This is a genomic window from Rhodopseudomonas pentothenatexigens (assembly GCF_900218015.1).
GTDB lineage: Bacteria > Pseudomonadota > Alphaproteobacteria > Rhizobiales > Xanthobacteraceae > Rhodopseudomonas > Rhodopseudomonas pentothenatexigens.
The window spans coordinates 40,884-59,733 of sequence record NZ_UFQQ01000019.1; the positions used below are offsets into that span (position 1 = coordinate 40,884).

19 protein-coding genes are annotated in these 18,850 nt (G+C 66.1%); 14 read left to right on the forward strand and 5 right to left on the reverse strand.

Going from position 1 to position 18,850, the window contains the following annotated elements:
- Positions 1-58: 58 nt before the first annotated feature.
- Together DWA33_RS17570 and DWA33_RS17575 are read right to left on the reverse strand one after the other, a co-directional pair.
- A complete protein-coding gene (locus DWA33_RS17570) occupies positions 59-247 on the reverse strand; it encodes an HtrA2 peptidase (protein WP_114359681.1) in 189 nt (62 codons plus the stop codon).
- 135 nt (positions 248-382) lie between these two features.
- On the reverse strand, positions 383-1,036 hold the full coding sequence (locus DWA33_RS17575) for a glutathione S-transferase family protein (RefSeq protein ID WP_114359683.1): 654 nt from the start codon (positions 1,034-1,036) through the stop codon (positions 383-385).
- 402 nt (positions 1,037-1,438) lie between these two features.
- On the opposite strand from DWA33_RS17575, the gene DWA33_RS17580 reads away from it, so the two are divergent.
- From DWA33_RS17580 to DWA33_RS17610, 7 genes are all read left to right on the forward strand, one after another.
- Positions 1,439-2,641 (forward strand): pyridoxal phosphate-dependent aminotransferase, encoded by a 1,203-nt coding sequence (locus DWA33_RS17580; protein ID WP_114359758.1) that lies wholly within the window; start codon positions 1,439-1,441, stop codon positions 2,639-2,641.
- Between the two features lie 125 nt (positions 2,642-2,766).
- On the forward strand, positions 2,767-3,285 hold the full coding sequence (locus DWA33_RS17585) for a DUF992 domain-containing protein (protein ID WP_114359686.1): 519 nt from the start codon (positions 2,767-2,769) through the stop codon (positions 3,283-3,285).
- A 213-nt stretch (positions 3,286-3,498) separates the two neighbouring features.
- Positions 3,499-3,972 (forward strand): DUF992 domain-containing protein, encoded by a 474-nt coding sequence (locus DWA33_RS17590; protein ID WP_114359760.1) that lies wholly within the window; start codon positions 3,499-3,501, stop codon positions 3,970-3,972.
- A gap of 211 nt (positions 3,973-4,183) precedes the next feature.
- Positions 4,184-6,235, forward strand: a complete 2,052-nt coding sequence (locus tag DWA33_RS17595) for an elongation factor G (RefSeq protein ID WP_114359688.1) — start codon at positions 4,184-4,186, stop codon at positions 6,233-6,235.
- A 167-nt stretch (positions 6,236-6,402) separates the two neighbouring features.
- A complete protein-coding gene (locus tag DWA33_RS17600) occupies positions 6,403-6,672 on the forward strand; it encodes a helix-turn-helix domain-containing protein (protein ID WP_011159861.1) in 270 nt (89 codons plus the stop codon).
- 42 nt (positions 6,673-6,714) lie between these two features.
- Entirely contained in the window at positions 6,715-8,463 is a 1,749-nt protein-coding gene (locus DWA33_RS17605) for a SulP family inorganic anion transporter (protein ID WP_114359690.1), read from the forward strand.
- A gap of 99 nt (positions 8,464-8,562) precedes the next feature.
- Positions 8,563-9,402 carry a shikimate dehydrogenase gene (locus DWA33_RS17610; RefSeq protein WP_114359692.1) on the forward strand — a complete coding sequence of 280 codons (840 nt, stop codon included), beginning with the start codon at positions 8,563-8,565 and terminating at the stop codon, positions 9,400-9,402.
- A 31-nt stretch (positions 9,403-9,433) separates the two neighbouring features.
- Here DWA33_RS17610 and DWA33_RS17615 read toward each other — a convergent pair whose 3' ends face one another.
- The 3 genes from DWA33_RS17615 to DWA33_RS17625 all read right to left on the reverse strand — a co-directional run bounded on the left by DWA33_RS17615 (position 9,434) and on the right by DWA33_RS17625 (position 12,202).
- Entirely contained in the window at positions 9,434-10,063 is a 630-nt protein-coding gene (locus tag DWA33_RS17615) for a trimeric intracellular cation channel family protein (protein ID WP_114359694.1), read from the reverse strand.
- A gap of 27 nt (positions 10,064-10,090) precedes the next feature.
- Positions 10,091-10,906 carry an enoyl-CoA hydratase/isomerase family protein gene (locus DWA33_RS17620; RefSeq protein ID WP_114359696.1) on the reverse strand — a complete coding sequence of 272 codons (816 nt, stop codon included), beginning with the start codon at positions 10,904-10,906 and terminating at the stop codon, positions 10,091-10,093.
- A gap of 156 nt (positions 10,907-11,062) precedes the next feature.
- On the reverse strand, positions 11,063-12,202 hold the full coding sequence (locus DWA33_RS17625; RefSeq protein WP_114359698.1) for an alpha-hydroxy acid oxidase: 1,140 nt from the start codon (positions 12,200-12,202) through the stop codon (positions 11,063-11,065).
- Between the two features lie 162 nt (positions 12,203-12,364).
- Here DWA33_RS17625 and DWA33_RS25265 point away from each other — a divergent pair, with 162 nt between their 5' ends.
- From DWA33_RS25265 to DWA33_RS17660, 7 genes are all read left to right on the forward strand, one after another.
- A complete protein-coding gene (locus tag DWA33_RS25265; RefSeq protein ID WP_167443233.1) occupies positions 12,365-12,526 on the forward strand; it encodes a hypothetical protein in 162 nt (53 codons plus the stop codon).
- 199 nt (positions 12,527-12,725) lie between these two features.
- Positions 12,726-14,078 carry a phosphoglucosamine mutase gene (glmM, locus tag DWA33_RS17635; RefSeq protein ID WP_114359713.1) on the forward strand — a complete coding sequence of 451 codons (1,353 nt, stop codon included), beginning with the start codon at positions 12,726-12,728 and terminating at the stop codon, positions 14,076-14,078.
- Positions 14,079-14,248: 170 nt separating this feature from the next.
- Positions 14,249-15,514, forward strand: a complete 1,266-nt coding sequence (locus DWA33_RS17640; protein WP_114359762.1) for an MFS transporter — start codon at positions 14,249-14,251, stop codon at positions 15,512-15,514.
- Positions 15,515-15,823: 309 nt separating this feature from the next.
- Entirely contained in the window at positions 15,824-16,669 is an 846-nt protein-coding gene (locus DWA33_RS17645) for an outer membrane protein (RefSeq protein ID WP_167443234.1), read from the forward strand.
- A 145-nt stretch (positions 16,670-16,814) separates the two neighbouring features.
- Positions 16,815-17,633 (forward strand): outer membrane protein, encoded by an 819-nt coding sequence (locus tag DWA33_RS17650; protein ID WP_114359715.1) that lies wholly within the window; start codon positions 16,815-16,817, stop codon positions 17,631-17,633.
- 69 nt (positions 17,634-17,702) lie between these two features.
- The gene (locus DWA33_RS17655; protein WP_114359716.1) at positions 17,703-18,314 is read left to right on the forward strand and encodes a glutathione S-transferase family protein; all 612 of its coding nucleotides are present in this window, start codon (positions 17,703-17,705) and stop codon (positions 18,312-18,314) included.
- The gene (locus DWA33_RS17660; protein ID WP_114359718.1) at positions 18,311-18,781 is read left to right on the forward strand and encodes a GNAT family N-acetyltransferase; all 471 of its coding nucleotides are present in this window, start codon (positions 18,311-18,313) and stop codon (positions 18,779-18,781) included. The genes DWA33_RS17655 and DWA33_RS17660 overlap by 4 nt, the downstream gene beginning before the upstream one ends.
- Positions 18,782-18,850 lie beyond the last annotated feature (69 nt).

Here is an 18,850-nt window from a genome sequence, read left to right on the forward strand (position 1 = left end):
CCGTGCGGGCGGCGGCAGGCCAACGCGCCGCGATCGGAAAGGATCGTTGCCGAGCCGGTCAGAGCGCGAAAGGCGTCGTCATGCCGCACGCCGCGAATTGCGGCGACAGCAGCGTCAGGGCCAGGATGGCGCCGAGCGACGCCACCGCAATGACCAGCGATGCGGTGACTGCGCGGAGCAGACGCGGGGAAGTGACGGGCGCGGCGGGCCGGAAGAAGCCGGCCGCCGGGCCGGACGACGGATTCATGAGTCGACATCCTCGAACCAGACCCCGGCGAATCACCGAGGCACGAAGGATTGTCTTGTCATCACGGGCGTTTATGCGGCGGCCCGGCGCGGCAAATCTGGCCAAATCACGGCGGAATTCGAGCGGGGCGGCCGCTCAGGCCTCGGCGGCGAAATTCGCCGCATCGACGGTTGCCGTCTCCGGGGTCCAATCCATGGTGATGAAGCCGGGAGTCTGCTCCACCCGGCGGAGCCAGGCGTTGACCGCCGGAAACATCGACAGGTCGAAGTCGCACTGGTCGGCGACATGGGTGTAGCCGTACAGCGCGATGTCGGCGATGGTGAGCTGGCCGGCGGCGAAGTAATCGTTGGTCTTGAGGTGATTTTCCATCACCTGCAGCGCCGCATAGCCGCGCTCCAGCCAGTCCTCCAGCGCGTGGGTCTGCAGGTCGCGGCCGCCCTTGACCAGGCACAGCCAGAAATACGCCGAGCCGATGTTCGGCTCGAGCGCGTGCTGCTCGAAGAACATCCATTGCAGGGCTTCGGCACGGTCCATCCGCGTGTCCGGCGCCAGCGCGGTGCCGACGGCGAGATACCACAGGATCGCGTTGGATTCTGCGAGATAGCGGCCCGGCGCGGTCTCCAGCAGCGGCACCTGGCCGCTCGGATTCTTGGCGAGGAAGTCGGGCGTACGGCTTTCACCGCGCAGGATGTCGACCTCGATCGCGCGGTACGGGGCATCGAGAAACGCCAGCGCAAGGCGAACCTTGTAGCTGTTTCCCGATCGCTGCATCGAATAGAGCTTGTACATCCTGAAGGCCGCTTCGCTCTCCCTGCCGCCGGCATCTGCCGCGCCTAACGCGGCTAAACAATGATGCCCCCCGGCAGGTGTCGCAAGCCCCAAGCGCTGGAAAGCATCGAAATCCCATGCCGCATTGCGAAGGGGGCGGTTGCGGCTGGGAAAACCCGCGGCGGCGACCGATTTTCTGCTTTCGCTATGCGAAATCGGCGAAGGGGGCGGTCTGTCGCGCATGACTGGCAACAGCGATTGGCCCGGCCGCCGCCGCCGCCGGCTGTGCGGCGATCGGGCAATGCCACCATTCCCGCAAGCTTCTTGCGATGCAACGGGCCCGCGCTTAGTGTGGGAGCATTCCCGTCAGATATGGAAGAGTCGCGCCAAATGCCGGCTCATGACGGCTGCAAGGAGAAGACGATGCCGTTCCTCGCCACCGCGCTCGATCGTGTGAAGCCGTCCGCGACCATCGCGGTCACGGACAAAGCGCGGGAGCTGAAAGCGGCCGGGCGCAACGTCATCGGGCTGGGATCCGGCGAGCCGGATTTCGATACTCCCGCCAACATCAAGCTGGCGGCGATCCATGCGGTCGAGGCCGGCAAGACCAAGTACACCGCGGTCGACGGCATTCCGGAGCTGAAGCAGGCGATCATCGACAAGTTTCAGCGCGAGAACGGCCTGACCTACAAGCCGAACCAGATCATCGTCGGCACCGGCGGCAAGCAGGTGCTGTACAACGCGCTGATGGCCACCATCAATCCGGGCGACGAGGTGATCATCCCGGCGCCGTATTGGGTCAGCTATCCGGAAATGGTGGCGCTCGCCGGTGGTGAATCCGTGCCGGTGGTTTGCACCGCCGAATTCGGCTTCAAGCTGCAGCCGGCGGCCTTGGAAGCGGCGATCACGCCGAAGACCAAGTGGATCATCCTCAACTCGCCGTCGAACCCGACCGGCGCGGCCTATACCCGCGCCGAGCTGAAGGCGCTCACCGATGTCCTGGTCAAGCATCCGCACGTCTGGGTGATGACCGACGACATGTACGAGCACCTCGTCTATGACAATTTCGAGTTCACCACCCCGGCGCAGATCGAGCCCAAGCTGTTCGATCGCACCCTGACGGTGAACGGCGTGTCGAAGGCCTATTGCATGACCGGCTGGCGCATCGGTTATGCCGGTGGTCCGGCCGAGCTGATCAAGGCGATGTCGACGATCCAGTCGCAGTCGACCTCGAATCCGTGCTCGATCGCGCAGTGGGCGGCCGTCGAGGCGCTCAACGGCCCGCAGGATTTCATCGACGCCCACAACAAGGTGTTCAAGGAGCGCCGCGACCTGGTGGTGTCGATGCTGAATCAGGCGGCGGGGATCGACTGCCCGCGCCCCGAGGGTGCGTTCTACGTCTATCCGTCCTGCGCCGGCACCATCGGCAAGACCGCGCCGTCGGGCAAAAAGATCGAGACCGACCAGGACTTCGTCACCGAACTCCTCGAGGCCGAAGGCGTCGCGGTGGTGCAGGGATCGGCGTTCGGCCTCGGCCCGGCATTCCGCATCTCCTACGCCACCAAGACCTCGGATCTCGAAGACGCGTGCAAGCGGATCCAGCGGTTCTGCGGGAATTTGCGCTGAGCTTTCATCAACAATCCGCAACCCACACAGGATTCGTTCCAAAATTGCGGAAGCGCCTTGTTTTGGACAAGACGCTTCCTTTTTGTCGCCTCCGCAATCTCAATCCACATGTGGAGTGTGCTTCTATGTTTACCCTCAGACAGTTCGGCATCGCTGCGGTCGCTTTGGTCGCCTCGATCGTGAGCGCGAGCGCTCAAGAGCGGGTGCAGGTCGGCGTGATCGAATGCGCCGGCGGCCCGAACGTCGGTTACGTGGTCGGCTCGGCGACCCAGCTCGAATGCGTGTTCCGGACCGACGGCCGCCGTCCTGAGCCCTACATCGCCACCGTGCAGCGCATCGGCCTCGATCTCGGCTTCACTCAGAACACCGGCCTGGCCTGGGCGGTTTACGCCCCGACCCGCCGTATCGGTCGTGGTGACCTCGCCGGCAGCTTCGGCGGCGTCGGCGCCAACGCGTCGTTCGGCTTCGGCGTCGGCGGCAACCTGCTGGTCGGTGGCTCGGGCAATGCCTTCGCGCTGCAGCCGCTCAGCCTGCAGGGCCAGACCGGTCTGAACGCCACCGCCGGTATCGTCGACGTGCAGCTCCGCCCGGCCCCGATCGTCAAGAAGAAGCACTATCGCAAGCACCGCCGGCATCATCGCTGATCGCCGCGATTTACCAAGCGTTAGTCGCGTCAGCAGAAGGGCCCGCACCGTCGGGCCCTTTTTGCGTTTCTCGCGCCGATCCGCGCGGCGGCGCGCAAGGTGCTGTCATTGAAGATTTGCCGATGCTGTGACTAGATGGCGGCGATTGTTCGCCCGTCTCGCCCGAATCGGGTCGTCTTCCGCATCACCTTCCCCACGTCGGAGATTTTCGCCATGCGCCGCCTCTCGCTTCTCGTCGGATTAGCCGCCGCCTCGCTGACCGTCACCGCCGCCGATGCGCAGCAGGGGCGGGTGCGCGTCGGCATGCTGGAATGCCGCGGCGGCGCCAGCATGGGATTCATCGTCGGCTCGGTGACCAATCTCGGCTGCGTGCTGCGCACCGAGGGCCGGCCGGACACACCCTACGTCGCCACCATCCGCAAGATCGGCCTCGACATCGGCATCACCCCCGAAACCGCGCTCGGCTGGGCGGTGTTCGCGCCGGTCGAGCGTTTCGGCCCCGGCGACCTCGCCGGCAACTACGCGGGCGCGCAGGGCTCGGCCTCGGTCGGCGTCGGTCTCGGTGCCAACGTGCTGGTCGGCGGCTCGGCCAATTCGATCGCGCTGCAGCCGCTCAGCCTGCAGGGCCAGACCGGCGTCAACGTCGCGGTCGGCCTGCAGGAACTCGAGCTGCGCCCGGGCCGCTAACTAACCGCCCGCTGCGGCTGTTATTCCCACTGTCGATCACAGCGCTGCGATGCAACCGCGTCGCAGCGCTGATTTTTTGCTGTCCTTGATCCGGCTCAAGGCCGACATCGAACCGTCGTAATTTTTCGCGCTTGCCAAGCGTCGTGGGTTGCGGAAGCATCACACCTTGCCGACCCAATCACGGGCCGAGCTCCAAAGTCAGGAGGCGGCGATGGGACAAGACGTCAGAAGTCCCCGCGGTCCCCGGTGCATCGCACTGGTGGGCCCATTCCAAAGCGGAAAAACCACACTACTCGAAGCGATCTTGGCACGAACCGGCGCCATCCCGCGCGCCGGCTCGGTCGATGCCGGCACCTCGCACGGCGATTCCAGCCCCGAGGCGCGCCAGCACAAGATGGGCCTGAGCCTCACGGCCGTCACCACCCAATTCATGGGTGAGAGCTACACCTTCCTCGATTGTCCCGGCTCCGTCGAATTCGCGCACGACATGCGCGCGGCGCTTCCCGCCGTCGACGCCGCCGTGGTGGTGTGCGAAGCCGACGAGCGCAAGCTGCCGCAGTTGCAGCTCATTCTGCGCGAACTCGAAGATCTCGGCATTCCCAGATTCCTGTTCCTGAACAAGATCGACCGCGCCAGCAAGCGCATTCGTGAAGTGCTCGACAGTCTGCAGCCGGCATCGCGCATCCCGCTGGTGCTGCGCCAGATTCCGATCTGGAACGGCGACCTGATCGCCGGTTATGTCGACCTCGCGCTGGAGCGCGCCTTCGTCTATCGGGAGCACAAACCCTCCGAAGTGATCGAACTCGCAGGCGGCGATCTCGATCGCGAGAAGGAAGCGCGGTTCTCGATGCTCGAGAAGCTCGCCGATCACGACGACGCGCTGATGGAGCAACTACTCGAAGACATTCCGCCGCCGCGCGACGCGGTGTTCGACGATCTCGCCCGCGAACTGCGCGAAGGCGTGATCTGCCCGGTGCTGCTCGGTTCGGCGCTGCGCGAGAACGGCGTGATGCGTCTTCTCAAGGCGCTGCGCCACGAGGCCCCGGACGTGTCCGAAACCGCGGCCCGGCTCGGCGTTACGCCGGGCAAGGAGGCGATCGGCTACGTCTTCAAGACGCAGCATCTGCAGCACGGCGGCAAGCTGTCGCTGGCCCGGCTGTTCGCCGGCACGCTCGCCGACGGCGACACGGTGCAATCGTCTGCCGGCGAGTCGTCGCGCGTTTCCGGCATCCAGGCGGTCGGCGGCGGCCACGACAGCAAGCGCTCGTCGGCCTCGGCCGGCGATGTCGTCGCGCTCGGCAAGCTCGACGTGATCAAGACCGGCGATACGTTCGGCAACGGCAAGACCGCGCCGGCCGCACTGCTCGAAGTCACTGCCGCGCCCCCGGTACTGGCGATGGCGCTCGCCGCCGCCGATCGCAAGGACGACGTCAAGCTCGGCCAGGCGCTGCAGCGGCTGAACGAGGAAGATCCGTCGCTCACCATCGTCCACGATCCGCACAGCCACGAAATGGTGCTGTGGGGCCAGGGCGAGATGCATCTGCGCGTGGCGCTGGAGCGTCTGCACGACCGCTACGGCGTGACCGTGAAGTCGCACGCGCCGGGAATCGGCTATCGCGAGACCATCCGCAAGCCGGTGACTCAGCGCGGCCGCCACAAGAAGCAGTCCGGCGGTCACGGCCAGTTCGGCGACGTGGTGCTCGACATCAAGCCGCTGCCGCGCGGCGCGGGCTTTGCCTTTGCCGAGACCGTGGTCGGCGGCGCGGTGCCGCGCAACTACATGGGCGCGGTCGAGGAGGGCGTGGTCGACGGCCTGCGCGCCGGCCCGCTCGGCTTCCCGGTGGTCGATGTCCACGTCACCCTGACCGACGGCTCGTACCACAGCGTCGATTCCTCGGATCAGGCGTTCCGCACCGCGGCGCGGATCGGCATCACCGAGGCGCTGCCGCAATGCCAGCCGGTGCTGCTGGAGCCGATCCACACCGTCGAGATCGTCTGCCCGACCGAGGCCACCGCCAAGGTCAACGCCATCCTGTCCGGGCGGCGCGGCCAGATCCTCGGTTTCGACACCCGCGAGGGCTGGCCGGGGTGGGACACGGTACGCGCCACCATGCCGGAGAGCGAGATCGGCGACCTGATCGTCGAGCTGCGCTCGGCCACCGCCGGCGCCGGCAGCTTCACCCGCAGCTTCGACCACATGGCCGAGGTCACCGGACGGACCGCCGACCAGATCGTCGCGGCCCATCGTCAGGCGGCGGCCTGACCCAAGACAGCGCCGGCGGGGTGACCCGCCCGGCGCTCACTAAAATATGACTGCTCCAGAGCGGCTGGAGTGATGTCTCAGACATCACTCCAGCCGTTTTTTGTTTGTCTAATCTGGTTAAAAACATCATAATCAGGCCTTCAGACATCAGAGTTCATGCCTCATCCATGATGACCGCAGCCCAATTGCGCGCCGCGCGCGCACTGCTTGGCATCGACCAGCGCACGCTGGCCGAACTGTCCGGCGTGTCGCTGCCGACCATCCAGCGGATGGAGGCGAGCGAAGGCAACGTCCGCGGTGTGGTGGAATCCCTCACCAAGGTCATCGAGGCCCTCGATCGCTGCGGCGTGACCCTGATCGGAGACAATTCCCGCAGCGAAGGCGGCGGCCGCGGCGTCCGGTTCAAAGAACCGGCGCCGCCCCGCAACGAGGCCTGACGGTTTCGGTGCAGCAGCGCGGGGCGGACCAGGAGAAACGGCATGGACACCTCCCGGCGACTTGTATCTGCGGCCAAACCGAGCTTCCGCGAGCTGTTCACGCCCAAGCTGATCACCGTCCTGCGCGAGGGCTACGGCCTCGGCGATTTCCGCGCCGACCTGATCGCCGGCCTCACCGTGGCGATCGTGGCGCTGCCGCTGTCGACCGCGATTGCGATCGCCTCCGGCGTCACGCCGGATCGCGGCCTCTACGCTGCGGTGGTCGGCGGTTTCCTGGTGTCGCTGCTCGGCGGCTCGCGGTTCCAGATCGGCGGTCCCGCCGGCGCCTTCATTGTGCTGGTGATGCTCAGCGTGCAGCGTCACGGCATCGACGGCGTGCTGCTGGCGACCTTCCTGGCCGGCATCATGCTGGTGATCGCGGGATTTCTGCAGATCGGCACCTACGTCAAGTTCATTCCCTATCCGGTCACGGTCGGCTTCACCGCCGGCATCGCGGTGATCATCTTCGCCAGCCAGCTCAAGGATCTGCTCGGCATCGATCTGGCGCACGAGCCGGGGCCGTTCATTCCCAAGCTCGAGGCGCTGGCGCAGGCGCTGCCGACCATGAACGTCTACGCGCTCGGCATCGCCGTCACCGCGATCGTGCTGATCGTGGGCTTGAAGAAGCTGCGGCCGAACTGGCCCGGGCTGCTGATCGCGGTCGCCGTCACCGCCGCGCTGGTGTGGGGCTTGTCGCTGCCGGTCGCCACCATCGGTACCAAATTCGGCGGCATTCCGGAGAGCTTCCCGCTGCCGTCCTGGCCGGTGGTCTCGGTCGCCAAGGTGATCGAGGTGCTGCCGGACGCGATGGCGTTTGCGCTGCTCGGCGCCATCGAGTCGCTGCTCTCCGCCGTGGTCGCCGACGGCATGACCGGCCGGCGGCATCGCTCGAATTGCGAGCTGGTGGCGCAGGGCGTTGCCAATATGGGCTCGGCGCTGTTCGGCGGCATCTGCGTCACCGGCGCGATCGCCCGCACCGCCACCAACATCCGCACCGGCGCGCGCTCGCCGATCGCCGGCATGCTGCACTCGGTGTTCCTGCTGGTGTTCATGCTGGTGGCCGCGCCGCTGGCGAGCTACATCCCGCTCGCCACGCTGGCTGCGGTGCTGGCGATCGTCGCCTGGAACATGGCCGAGAAGCACGAATTCGCCACGCTGGTGCGCTCGTCTCGTGGCGACGCGGTGGTGGTGCTGGCGACCTTCCTGCTCACCGTGTTCCGCGATCTCACCGAGGGCATCGTGGTCGGCTTCGCGCTCGGCGCGGTGCTGTTCATTCACCGCATGTCCGAAGTTACCGGCGTCGAGGCGTATTCCGGGCTGGCGCAGGAAGATCGCGCCGACGAGAGCGGCAAGCGCCGCGGCATCGCCGCCGATCTGGCGCTGGTCACCGACCCGGACGTCGTCGTCTACCGCATCACCGGCGCGTTCTTCTTCGGCGCCGCCGCGACCGTGTCGTCGGTGCTCAACAACATCGCCGATCGCCACAAGGTATTCGTGGTCGATTTCGCGGCGGTTCCGTTCCTGGATTCCACCGCCGCCAACGCGATCTACCGCGTCGCGCTGTCGGCACAGCGCAAGCGTATCAAGCTGATCGTCACCGGCGCCTCGCCGACGGTTCGTCGCGCGCTGCTCACCCACGGCGTCAAGCCGCCGCTGGCGCATTATCGCGCCGACATCGCCAGCGCGATCGACGAGATCAAGGGCAAGACCGCTCCATCCGAGGACGCGTCGCCGCAGCCAGCCTCGGCATGAGGCATCGACTTCCGTCGCGCCGGTGTGTTTTGCGTTGACGCTGGCGCAGCAGCCTGATTTTCACAGGCTTCGGAGGTCTCGCGTCTGTTGGAGGGCGAAATGGCTGCGACCAAGCGCGCCGCGTGTCTGATCGGCTGGCCGGCTGCGCATTCGCGCTCGCCGCTGATCCATCATTACTGGCTGCGCCAGCTCGGCATCGAGGGCGGCTATTCGATCGAGGCGGTGCCGCCGGAAGGCTTCGCCGAATTCGTGCTGCATCTGAAGTCGCACGGCTATATCGGCGCCAACGTCACCATCCCGCACAAGGAGCGCGCCCTGCAGCTCACCGAGCCGGACGCGCGTGCCCGCGCGGTCGGCGCCGCCAATACGCTGTACTACGACGGCGAGGTGCTGCGCTCGACCAACACCGACGTCGAAGGCTTCATCGGTAATCTCGACGCTTCCGCGCCGGGCTGGGACCGCACCGCGCATGCGCTGGTGCTCGGCGCCGGCGGTTCGTCGCGCGCGGTGGTGTTCGGCCTGCTCGAGCGGGGCATCGGCCGGATCGCGCTAGCCAATCGCTCGATCGAGCGGGCACAGGCGCTGCGCGATCTGTTCGGCGACCGCGTGGTGCCGATCGCCTGGAGCGATATCCCGGCGGCGCTGCCGGGGGCCGGACTTCTGGTCAACACCACGTCGCTCGGCATGAAGGGACAGCCGCCGCTCCCGATCGACCTGTCGGCGCTGCCGGCGGACGCGGTGGTGGCCGATCTGGTCTATGTGCCGCTGGAAACCGATCTGCTCGCCGCCGCCAAGGCGCGCGGCCTGCGCACCGCCGACGGGCTCGGCATGCTGCTGCATCAGGCGGTGCGCGGCTTCGATCTGTGGTTCGGCGCGCGGCCCCACGTCACCGCGGAGCTGCGGGCGCTGGTCGAGGCGGACCTGCTCGGACACACATGAGGCGGACGCCTGCCACCGGCTTGCACGCGTGTCATTCGTCCTGGGCACCGGGCCGGGATCGATAACGCGGCAGTGACCAGCCGCGCTGCAGCGCCGCGGCACGGATCAGCAGCGCCAGCGTAAAGCCGGCGACGGTGCCGAGTTCGCGGCTCGCCCCCAAAGCCGTCGACGCCTCGTAGGTCGCAGCGCCGACCAGCGCGGCGGTGACGTAGATCTCGCGGCGGAGGATGACCGGAATTTCGCCGCCGAGCAGATCGCGGATGATGCCGCCGAAGGTCGCGGTGACGACGCCCATCGCCACCGCGACGATGCCGTTGGCGCCGGCCAGCGCGGCGCGCTCGGCCCCGCTGACAGCGAACAAAGCCATGCCGATCGCGTCGAGCCACAACAGCATCTTGTAGCGCGAATGCGGAATGTGCGCGGTGAAGAACACGATTCCGGAAACCAGCACGCAGGCCACCAGATAGGCCGGTTCGCGGATCCAGAACACCGGCTGGTCGAGCAGCACGTCGCGCAGCGTGCCGCCGCCGATGCCGGTCGCGGTGCCGAGCAGCGCGAAGCCGACGATGTCCATCTCCTTGCGCGACGCCACCAGCGCGCCGGTGACGGCGAACACCACCACGCCGAGCCAGTCGAGCAGCGTGGTGACGGTCTCGAACATCGTGCGTCTCCGACCAGTCGCCGGTCCTCAGCGGCCGACGAACTTCGCCTCGCGCTTCTCCATGAAGGCCGCGATGCCTTCCTTCATGTCCTGTGTCTTGAACAGCGGCAGCAGCTGCAAGTACACGTGATGGACGTGATCCGGGAAGGTTTCGTTGAGGCCCATCCGCATCATCCGCTTGGCCGCCTGCACCGCCAGCGGCGCATTGCCGGCGATCTCCTTGGCGACCACGCGGGCGCGGTCCATCAGCTCGGCGTCGGGCACCACTTCGTTGGCGAGGCCCCAGTCGAGACTCTCGCGCGCGCTCAGCGTGCGGCCGGTGAAGATCAGCTCGGCGGCTTTCGCCCAGCCGATCATCCGCGGCAGAAACCAGGTGCCGCCGCTCTCCGGCACCACGCCGCGCTTGACGAAGGCTGCGGCGAGCTTGGCGGATTCCGCCATGATGCGGATGTCGCAGCCGAGCGCGGTGTCCATGCCGTAGCCGGCCGCGCCGCCGTTGACGGCGCAGATCGTCGGCTTGTCCATCGCCTGCAGCACGGTCGGCGGGGTGTTGCGCAAGTCGAGCGTGGTCGGCGACGACGCCGCGCTGAGACCTTCGTCGCCGCGCTCTTTATTGAGGTCGAGCCCGGCGCAGAACGCCCGGCCGTTGCCGGTGAGGATGACGCAGCGGACGTCCGGGTCTTCATTCGCCTTGGTCAGCAGCGCCGCCAGCGTGTTGAGCATCGGCCCGGAGATGGTGTTGAGCCGCTCCGGCGCGTTCAGCGTGATGGTGGCGATATGATCCTCGACCGCATAGAGCACTTCGCTGGAAGCGGTCTGCGGCGCGCGTTGCGTATCAGTCATGGATTTCCTCCGGTTGTTGTTCTTGTCGTTCGTTGTTTGTCAGCTCTCTCCCCGTCATTGCGAGGAGGCGAAGCCGACGAAGCAATCCAGCTCAGTGCACGGAGCTCCTGGATTGCTTCGCTTCGCTCGCAATGACGCGCAGAGGAGTGGGCGGAATTACTCCGCCAGCACCTTCTCGTCGATCTCGTGGATCGAATTGACGCCGCACAGTCCCATCGTGGTCGACAGTTCCTTGCCGATGATATCGATCGCCTTGGCGACGCCCGGCCCGCCATAGGCGCCGAGGCCGTAGATATAGGCGCGGCCGATCATGCAGCTCCTGGCGCCGAGCGCCAGTGCCCGCATCACGTCCTGGCCGGAGCGGATGCCGCCGTCGAACATCACCTCGATGTGCGACCCGACGGTGTGGACGATCTCCGGCAGCACCTGGATCGACGACGGCGCGCCGTCGAGCTGGCGGCCGCCGTGGTTCGACACCACCAGCGCCTCGGCGCCGATCTTCACCGCCTCGCGGGCGTCCTCGACGTCGAGGATGCCCTTGATGATCAGCTTGCCCGGCCAGATCGAGCGGATCCAGTCGATATCGCGCCAGTTCAGCGAGGCGTCGAACTGCGACGCCACCCATGCCGACACCGATTCCAGATCCTTGGAGCCGGGCAGGTGGCCGGCGATGTTGCCGAAATTGCGCCGCGGCGTGCCGAGAATGCCCTTCACCCAGCCCGGCTTGGTGGCGATGTCGAGCACGTTCTTCAGCTTGAACAGCTGCGGCGGCACCGTCATGCCGTTCTTGATGTCCTGATGGCGCTGGCCGATCACCTGCAGGTCGACCGTCAGCACCAGCGCGCTGCATTTGGCGGCGATCGCGCGCTCGATCAGCGCTTTGACGAAGCCGCGGTCGCGCATCACGTAGAGCTGGAACCAGAACGGTTTGTCGACATTCGCCGCGACGTCCTCGATCGAGCAGATCGACATCGTCGACAGTGTGTAGGGAATGCCGGCGGCCTGCGCGGCGCGGCAGGCATGGATCTCGCCGTCGGCATGCTGCATCCCGGTCGAGCCGACCGGCGCCAGGATCAGCGGCATCGCGTAGGTGTCGCCGAGGATGGTGGTCGACAGATCGCGCTTGGAGATATCGACCAGGATGCGCTGCCGGAACTTGATCCGTTTCAGGTCTTCGACGTTCGCCCGCAGCGTTTCCTCGGCATAGGAACCGTGGTCGACGTAGTCGAAGAACATCTTCGGCACCCGCCGCTTGTGAACCTGGCGGAGGTCTTCGATGCAGGTGATCTCTTTCATGGAAATGCCGTGGGCCTGTTGTCGTTGGGGGGCGCGGTCCGTCCTGTAGCACGCGGACGCAATGTGCAAAATCGTCGCGTCAGAGATCGGTGAAGTCTGGGAACTCGCTGCGTTGCAGCGCGTTTTCCATCCCAATTCGCAAAGGTGGAGCAGGAGGACGTGATGACCGACGCCAAGACCGCCGACACCGAAACCAAGAACAAGAAAGAGCTGGAAGAGGAACTGAACGAAGGTCTGGAGGACTCGTTTCCGGGCTCCGATCCGGTCAGCGTGACCCAGCCGGCGCCATCGAAGCCGGATGGGGATAAGCGCCGGAAGGGTTAATCATCCGATCCTGCATATTGCCGGATAGCTTCGGTATTTCAGAAGGTTACGCCGCCGGTCCAGTTCGGCGGCGTAATCTTTGATTACATTTTTTGAAGTCCCCGCAACCATTTTGGGCCTATAAGGCCGTTTCGCCGCACGGCAAGCCCCGGACGAATCGTGGGTTTTGGCCGTGAACGGCAAGGCGGGGGATGATTGCATGAGCCGCAGATATTTCGGGACGGACGGAATCCGGGGGCGCGCCAACGGGCTGATTACGCCGGAATTGGCGTTGAAGGTCGGTCAAGCTGCCGGTCTGGCGTTCCAACGCGGTGAGCATCGCCATCGGGTGGTGATCGGCAAGGACACCCGCCTGTCGGGCTACATGATCGAGAACGCGCTGGTCGCGGGCTTCACCTCGGTCGGGATGGACGTGCTGCTGGTCGGCCCGATGCCGACGCCGGCGGTCGCGATGCTGACCAAGTCGATGCGCGCCGACCTCGGCGTGATGATTTCCGCGTCTCACAATCTGTTCGAGGACAACGGCATCAAGCTGTTCGGCCCGCTCGGCTACAAGCTCAGCGACGACGTCGAAAAGCAGATCGAGCTGATGCTCGACGACACGCTCGACAAGAAGCTGGCGCAGAGCGCCAGCCTCGGCCGCGCCCGCCGCATCGACGGCGTCCACGACCGCTACATCGAATTCGCCAAACGCACGCTGCCGCGCGAACTCAGCCTCGAAGGCCTGCGCGTGGTGATCGATTGCGCCAACGGCGCCGCCTACAAGGTGGTGCCGGAAGCGCTGTGGGAGCTCGGTGCCGACGTGGTCCCGATCGGGGTCGAGCCGGACGGCTTCAACATCAACAAGGAATGCGGCTCGACCGCGCCGCAGGCGCTGTGCGCCAAGGTCCGCGAGATGCGCGCCGATATCGGCATCGCGCTCGACGGCGACGCCGACCGCGTGATCCTGGTCGACGAGCGCGGCCATGTGGTCGACGGCGATCAGCTCCTGGCGGTGATCGGCCAGAGCTGGAAGGAAGACGGCCGCCTCGCCAAGCCGGGCGTGGTCGCCACCGTGATGTCCAATCTCGGGCTCGAGCGTTTCCTCGCGGGCGAAGGCATCGCGCTGCTGCGCACCCCGGTCGGCGACCGCTACGTGCTCGAGCAGATGCTGAAGGACGGCTACAACGTCGGCGGCGAGTCGTCGGGTCACATCATCCTGTCCGACTTCAACACCACCGGCGACGGCTTCGTCGCGGCGCTGCAGGTGCTGGCGATGGTGCAGAAGCTCGGCCGCCCGGTGTCGGAGGTCTGCCACCGCTTCGATCCGCTGCCGCAGATCCTGAAGAACGTCCGCTATCGCGCCGGCCGGCCGCTCGACGACGGCGGCGTGATTTCCGCGATCGCCGACGGCGAGAAGCGGCTCAACGGCCACGGCCGGCTGCTGATCCGTCCCTCCGGCACCGAGCCGGTGATCCGGGTGATGGGCGAGGGCGACGATCGCGACGTGGTCGAGGAAGTGGTCGACAGCATCGTCGACGCGCTCGGCAACGCCGCGGCTGCGGCCGCCTGAGGCCTGCTCTCGCCGCATCGGGCGGGGTGCAACGCTGCCATCGCAAATCCGCGCTACACACCGGCGCTACCTGCTACTAATTTGACGGCGGTCGGCCAATGTGCCGGCCGTTCGTCGTTATTGCGCCGCGAGCTTTGTCCGGCGCCAGCAAGCCGATTTCAGGAAACGCCGTGAACAAGCCTGTCATTGTCGACGCCGATATCGCTGCTCCGGTCAATCCGGCCGAGCTGCCGCTGCCCGAACTCGCCAAGCCGGCGGCGCCCGCCGCGGCCGGGCCGGCCTACATCGTGCTCGGCGGCATCAGCTTCTCGCATTTCCTCAACGACACCATGCAGTCGCTGATTCCGTCGGTGTATCCGATCCTGAAGGCGAACTACGCGCTTGACTTCGGCCAGATCGGCATGATCACGCTGGCGTTCCAGTTCACCGCCTCGCTGCTGCAGCCGGTGGTCGGCCACATCACCGACAAGAAGGCGCAGCCGTTCTCGCTGGCGATCGGCATGGGCTCGACCTTCCTGGGATTGCTGCTGCTCAGCGTCGCGCATTCCTATGCGGTGATCCTGATCGCCGCGGCGATGATCGGCCTCGGCTCGGCGGTATTTCACCCCGAGTCGGCGCGGATCGCGCGGCTCGCCTCCGGCGGTCGCCACGGCATGGCGCAGTCGGTGTTCCAGGTCGGCGGCAATGCCGGCACCGCGCTCGGCCCGGTGCTCGCGGCGCTGATCGTGGTGCCGTTCGGCCAGCCGTCGATCGCCTGGTTCTCGTCGATCGCGTTCCTCGCCATCATCGTGTTGTGGCGGATCGGCGTGTGGTACAAGCCGCAGGTCGCCGGCAAGAAGAGGATGGTGGTGCAGCCGCATCCGCACGCGCCGAGCCGGCGTCGGGTGATGGTGGCGCTGGTGGTTCTGGTGGCGCTGCTGTTCTCCAAGCAGCTCTATCTGTCGAGCCTGTCGAGCTACTACACGTTCTATCTGATCGAGAAGTTCCAGGTCTCGACCCAGACCGCGCAGATGTTCCTGTTCGTCTTCCTCGCCGCCACCGCCGCCGGGGTGTTCTTCGGCGGCCCGCTCGGCGACCGGTTCGGCCGCCGCTACGTGATCTGGTTCTCGATCCTCGGCATTCTGCCGTTCACCCTGGCGCTGCCCTACGCCGGGCTGTACGCCAGCGCGGTACTCACCGTGTTCATCGGCTTCATCCTGGCGTCGGCGACGCCGGCGATCATCGTGTTCGCCCAGGAACTGATGCCGCACCGCTTCGGCATGATCTCCGGGGTGTTCTTCGGCTTCGCCTTCGGCATCGGCGGGCTGGGGGCGGCGGCGCTCGGCGAACTCGCCGACATCCGCGGCATCGACTTCGTGTATCAGGTCTGCTCGTTCCTGCCGGCGCTCGGCCTGCTGGCGGTGCTGCTGCCGAAGATGCCGCGCCACGCTCATTAGGGGGGCGGTGGAGCAGGGCGGTCGCCCTGATCGTTCAAGAACGGCTCCGGTTCCGATGGAACTGGAGCCGTTTTTGCTAGTGGCGGTCCCGCGGCCCCGCCGGCCGTCAGTAACAGTCTGTTAGTCATTGAGGCGGCGCTGACATCGTCTGGCGGGCAGTTGTTATCAGCGTCTGCATCCGCATCACCAAATATCAACCTTAAAAATTAGGGTTAAGTCGCGCTTAAGGAATTGGTGGCATCGTCCAGTCTCATAGGTTTCCGGGTGTGGGGCCTTCGTAGTTGATCATTGGACCAAAGGACGAAGCCAATGCGTAGCGTGAAGATGTTGATGGCCGCCGGAGCGGCTTCGCTGATTGCCTCGGCCGCGATGGCGGCCGATATGCCGATTGCCCCGCCGCCGGCCTACGCGCCGCCGCCGGCTGAAGACTTCGGTGGCTGGTACCTGCGCGGCGACATCGGGTTCAGCAACCAGCAGGTCAAGGACCTGCGCTACGGCCGCGAATCGGCGTATTCGCAGCTCACCTCGTTCGACCAGCAGACCTCGTTCGACGCGGCCGGCATCTACGGTCTCGGTGTCGGTTATCAGTTCAATCCCTGGTTCCGCGCCGACCTGATCGGTCAGTATCGCGCCAACGCGAACTTCAAGGGCACCGACCGCTTCACCGGCACCGCCGGCGGCCTGCCGTACAGCGGCATCGACAACTACGGCGCCAGCAAGTCCGAATGGTTGGTGATGGCGAACGCCTATGTCGACCTCGGCACCTGGTGGTGCATCACCCCGTTCGTCGGCGCCGGCGTCGGCGCCGCCCGGGTGACGATGGCGAACTTCACCGACACCGGCATCAACAACATCCCGTTCTCGACTGCCAGCTTCGCCAGCGCGCCGACCGCGTCGAAGTGGAATCTGGCCTGGGCGGTTCACACCGGTCTCGCCTACAAGGTGAATCCGAACCTGACGCTCGAACTGGCCTACAGCTATCTCAATCTCGGCGACGGCTACACCGGCTCGCTGTCGACCTTCACCGGCGCGACCACGAACAACAGCTTCAAGTTCAAGGACATCACCTCGCACGACGTGAAGCTCGGCGTGCGCTGGAATCTCGATGCCGGTCCGGTCTACGCCGCGCCGCCGCCGCTGATGCGCAAGGGCTGATCGTCGCCCTTCACCGTTTGCAAGTCTTAACGGCGCGGGAGCTTCCCGCGCCGTTTTTCTGTCTCGGGCGCCCGGCACGACAACGAAGAATTAAGGTTAACAGCCGATGATTTGTGGCGTGGAAGGTTCGCCGGGGAGTGTAGCGATGCGTAGAGTTGTAGTGGCTGCGGCGGTCGGAGTGATGGCGCAGACCGCGTATGCGGCCGACATGCCGGACTACGGTCCGCTCCGCGGCGCGCTGGTGGAGACGGCCCGCGTGGTCAACTGGGAAGGCTTCTACGTCGGCGGGCAGGCCGGTTACGGCACCTCCGACATGGACTTCTCCGATTCGACCGGCAGCCTCGCGCACCAGCAGTTGGTGCTGACCACCATCGAGAACGAGTACAACGTCTCGGGGTGGCCGGTGCTGGGCAAGAAATCGGCGCATGGCAGCGGCTTCGGCGGATTCATCGGCTACAACTGGCAATGGGACGACGTCGTGCTGGGCCTCGAGGCCAACTACATGCACGGCAATTTCGGCGGCTCCGATTCGGGGGGGATGGGGCGCAGCTTCACCACCTCGGACGGTTACACCAATGGGGTATATTACTCCGCGGACGCGACGATGAAGGTGAAGGACATCGGATCGGTGCGCGCCCGCGCCGCCTACGCGTTCGGCAGCTTCCTGCCTTATGCGTTCGGCGGCGTCTCGCTCGGTCAGGCCGACATTGTCCGCACCGCCTCGGTCTCGGGCACTCAGGTCAATCCCAGCGCGGCGCCGGGCTTTCAGAACATCAACTTCAGCGGCAGCCTCAGCCAGGTGCAGAACAACCACTTCATCTACGGCTATGCCGGCGGCGTCGGCATGGACATGATGATCACGCGCGGCCTGTTCGTGCGCGCCGAGTGGGAGTATCTGAAGTTCGCCGCACCGATCAACACCGCGGTGTCGACGGTCCGCGGCGGCATCGGCTACAAGTTCTGATCTTGTCGGTCGATGGAAGTGCGGGCCGCTGCCCGTATCGATCCGGACGACGGGGGTAGCCTGCGGGCCATGAAGATCTACGGCGATCTCAATTCCGGCAATTGCCTGAAGGTGAAGTGGACCTGCGATCGGCTGGGCCTGCCCTATGACTGGATCGCCGTCGACACGATGAAGGGCGAAAGCCGGACGCCGGCGTTCCTGGCGCTGAATCCGGCCGGGCAGGTGCCGGTGGTGGCGTTCGACGACGGCCGCACGCTGGCGCAGTCCAACGCCATCATCCGCTATCTCGCCCGCGGCAGTGATCTCGTTCCCGCCGATCCCTGGCTCCAGGCCAAGATCGACGAATGGCTGTTCTGGGAGCAGTACAGCCACGAGCCGTATATCGCGGTGTGCCGCTTCCAGATGGTCTATCTCGGCATGCCGGCTGGCGAACTCGACCCGGACAGGGTGCGCCGTGGCCATGCCGCGCTGACGCGGATGGAACAGCATCTGGCGCAGTTCGACTTTCTGGTCGGCGACCGGCTGACGCTGGCCGATGTGGCGCTGCTCGCCTACACCCGGATGGCGGAGCAGGGTGGTTTCGCGCTGCAGGACTATCCGGCTGTCCGAGCCTGGATCGCCCGCGCCGAGGCCGGCCTTGGCCTGCCTGCCTTCGAACCTGCAGCCGCATCGTCGCAATGAGTTTCGAAACCGCCGTCACCATCCGCGCCGCCCGTCGCGACGACGTGTTCGCGATCGTCGCGATGCTCGCCGACGATCATCTCGGCAGCGGCCGCGAAAAGCTGCAAGACCCGCTGCCGGAGTCCTACTACGCGGCATTCGAGGCGCTGCAGCGGACGCCGCAGATCCAGATGGTGGTGGCGGAAGATCAGGATGGCCGCGTCGTCGGCTGCCTGCAGCTCGCGGTGCTGCCGGGGCTCAGCTCGCAGGGCGCCTCGCGCGCGATCATCGAGGACGTGCGCGTCGCCAGCGATTGCCGCAGCCGCGGCATCGGCGAAGCGCTGGTGCGCTGGGCGATCGCGCAAGCGCGCGATCAGGGCTGCAGGCTGATCGAATTGTTCACGCATCGGAGCCGCGTCGATGCGCAGCGGTTCTATGTCCGCCTCGGCTTCCAACCGTCACATGTCGGCATGACGCTGCGGTATTAATTCGAGTAATCCACAATACCATCATACCCTGGTATTGCTACTGAGTGGCAGTTTAACGTCGGTGTAACG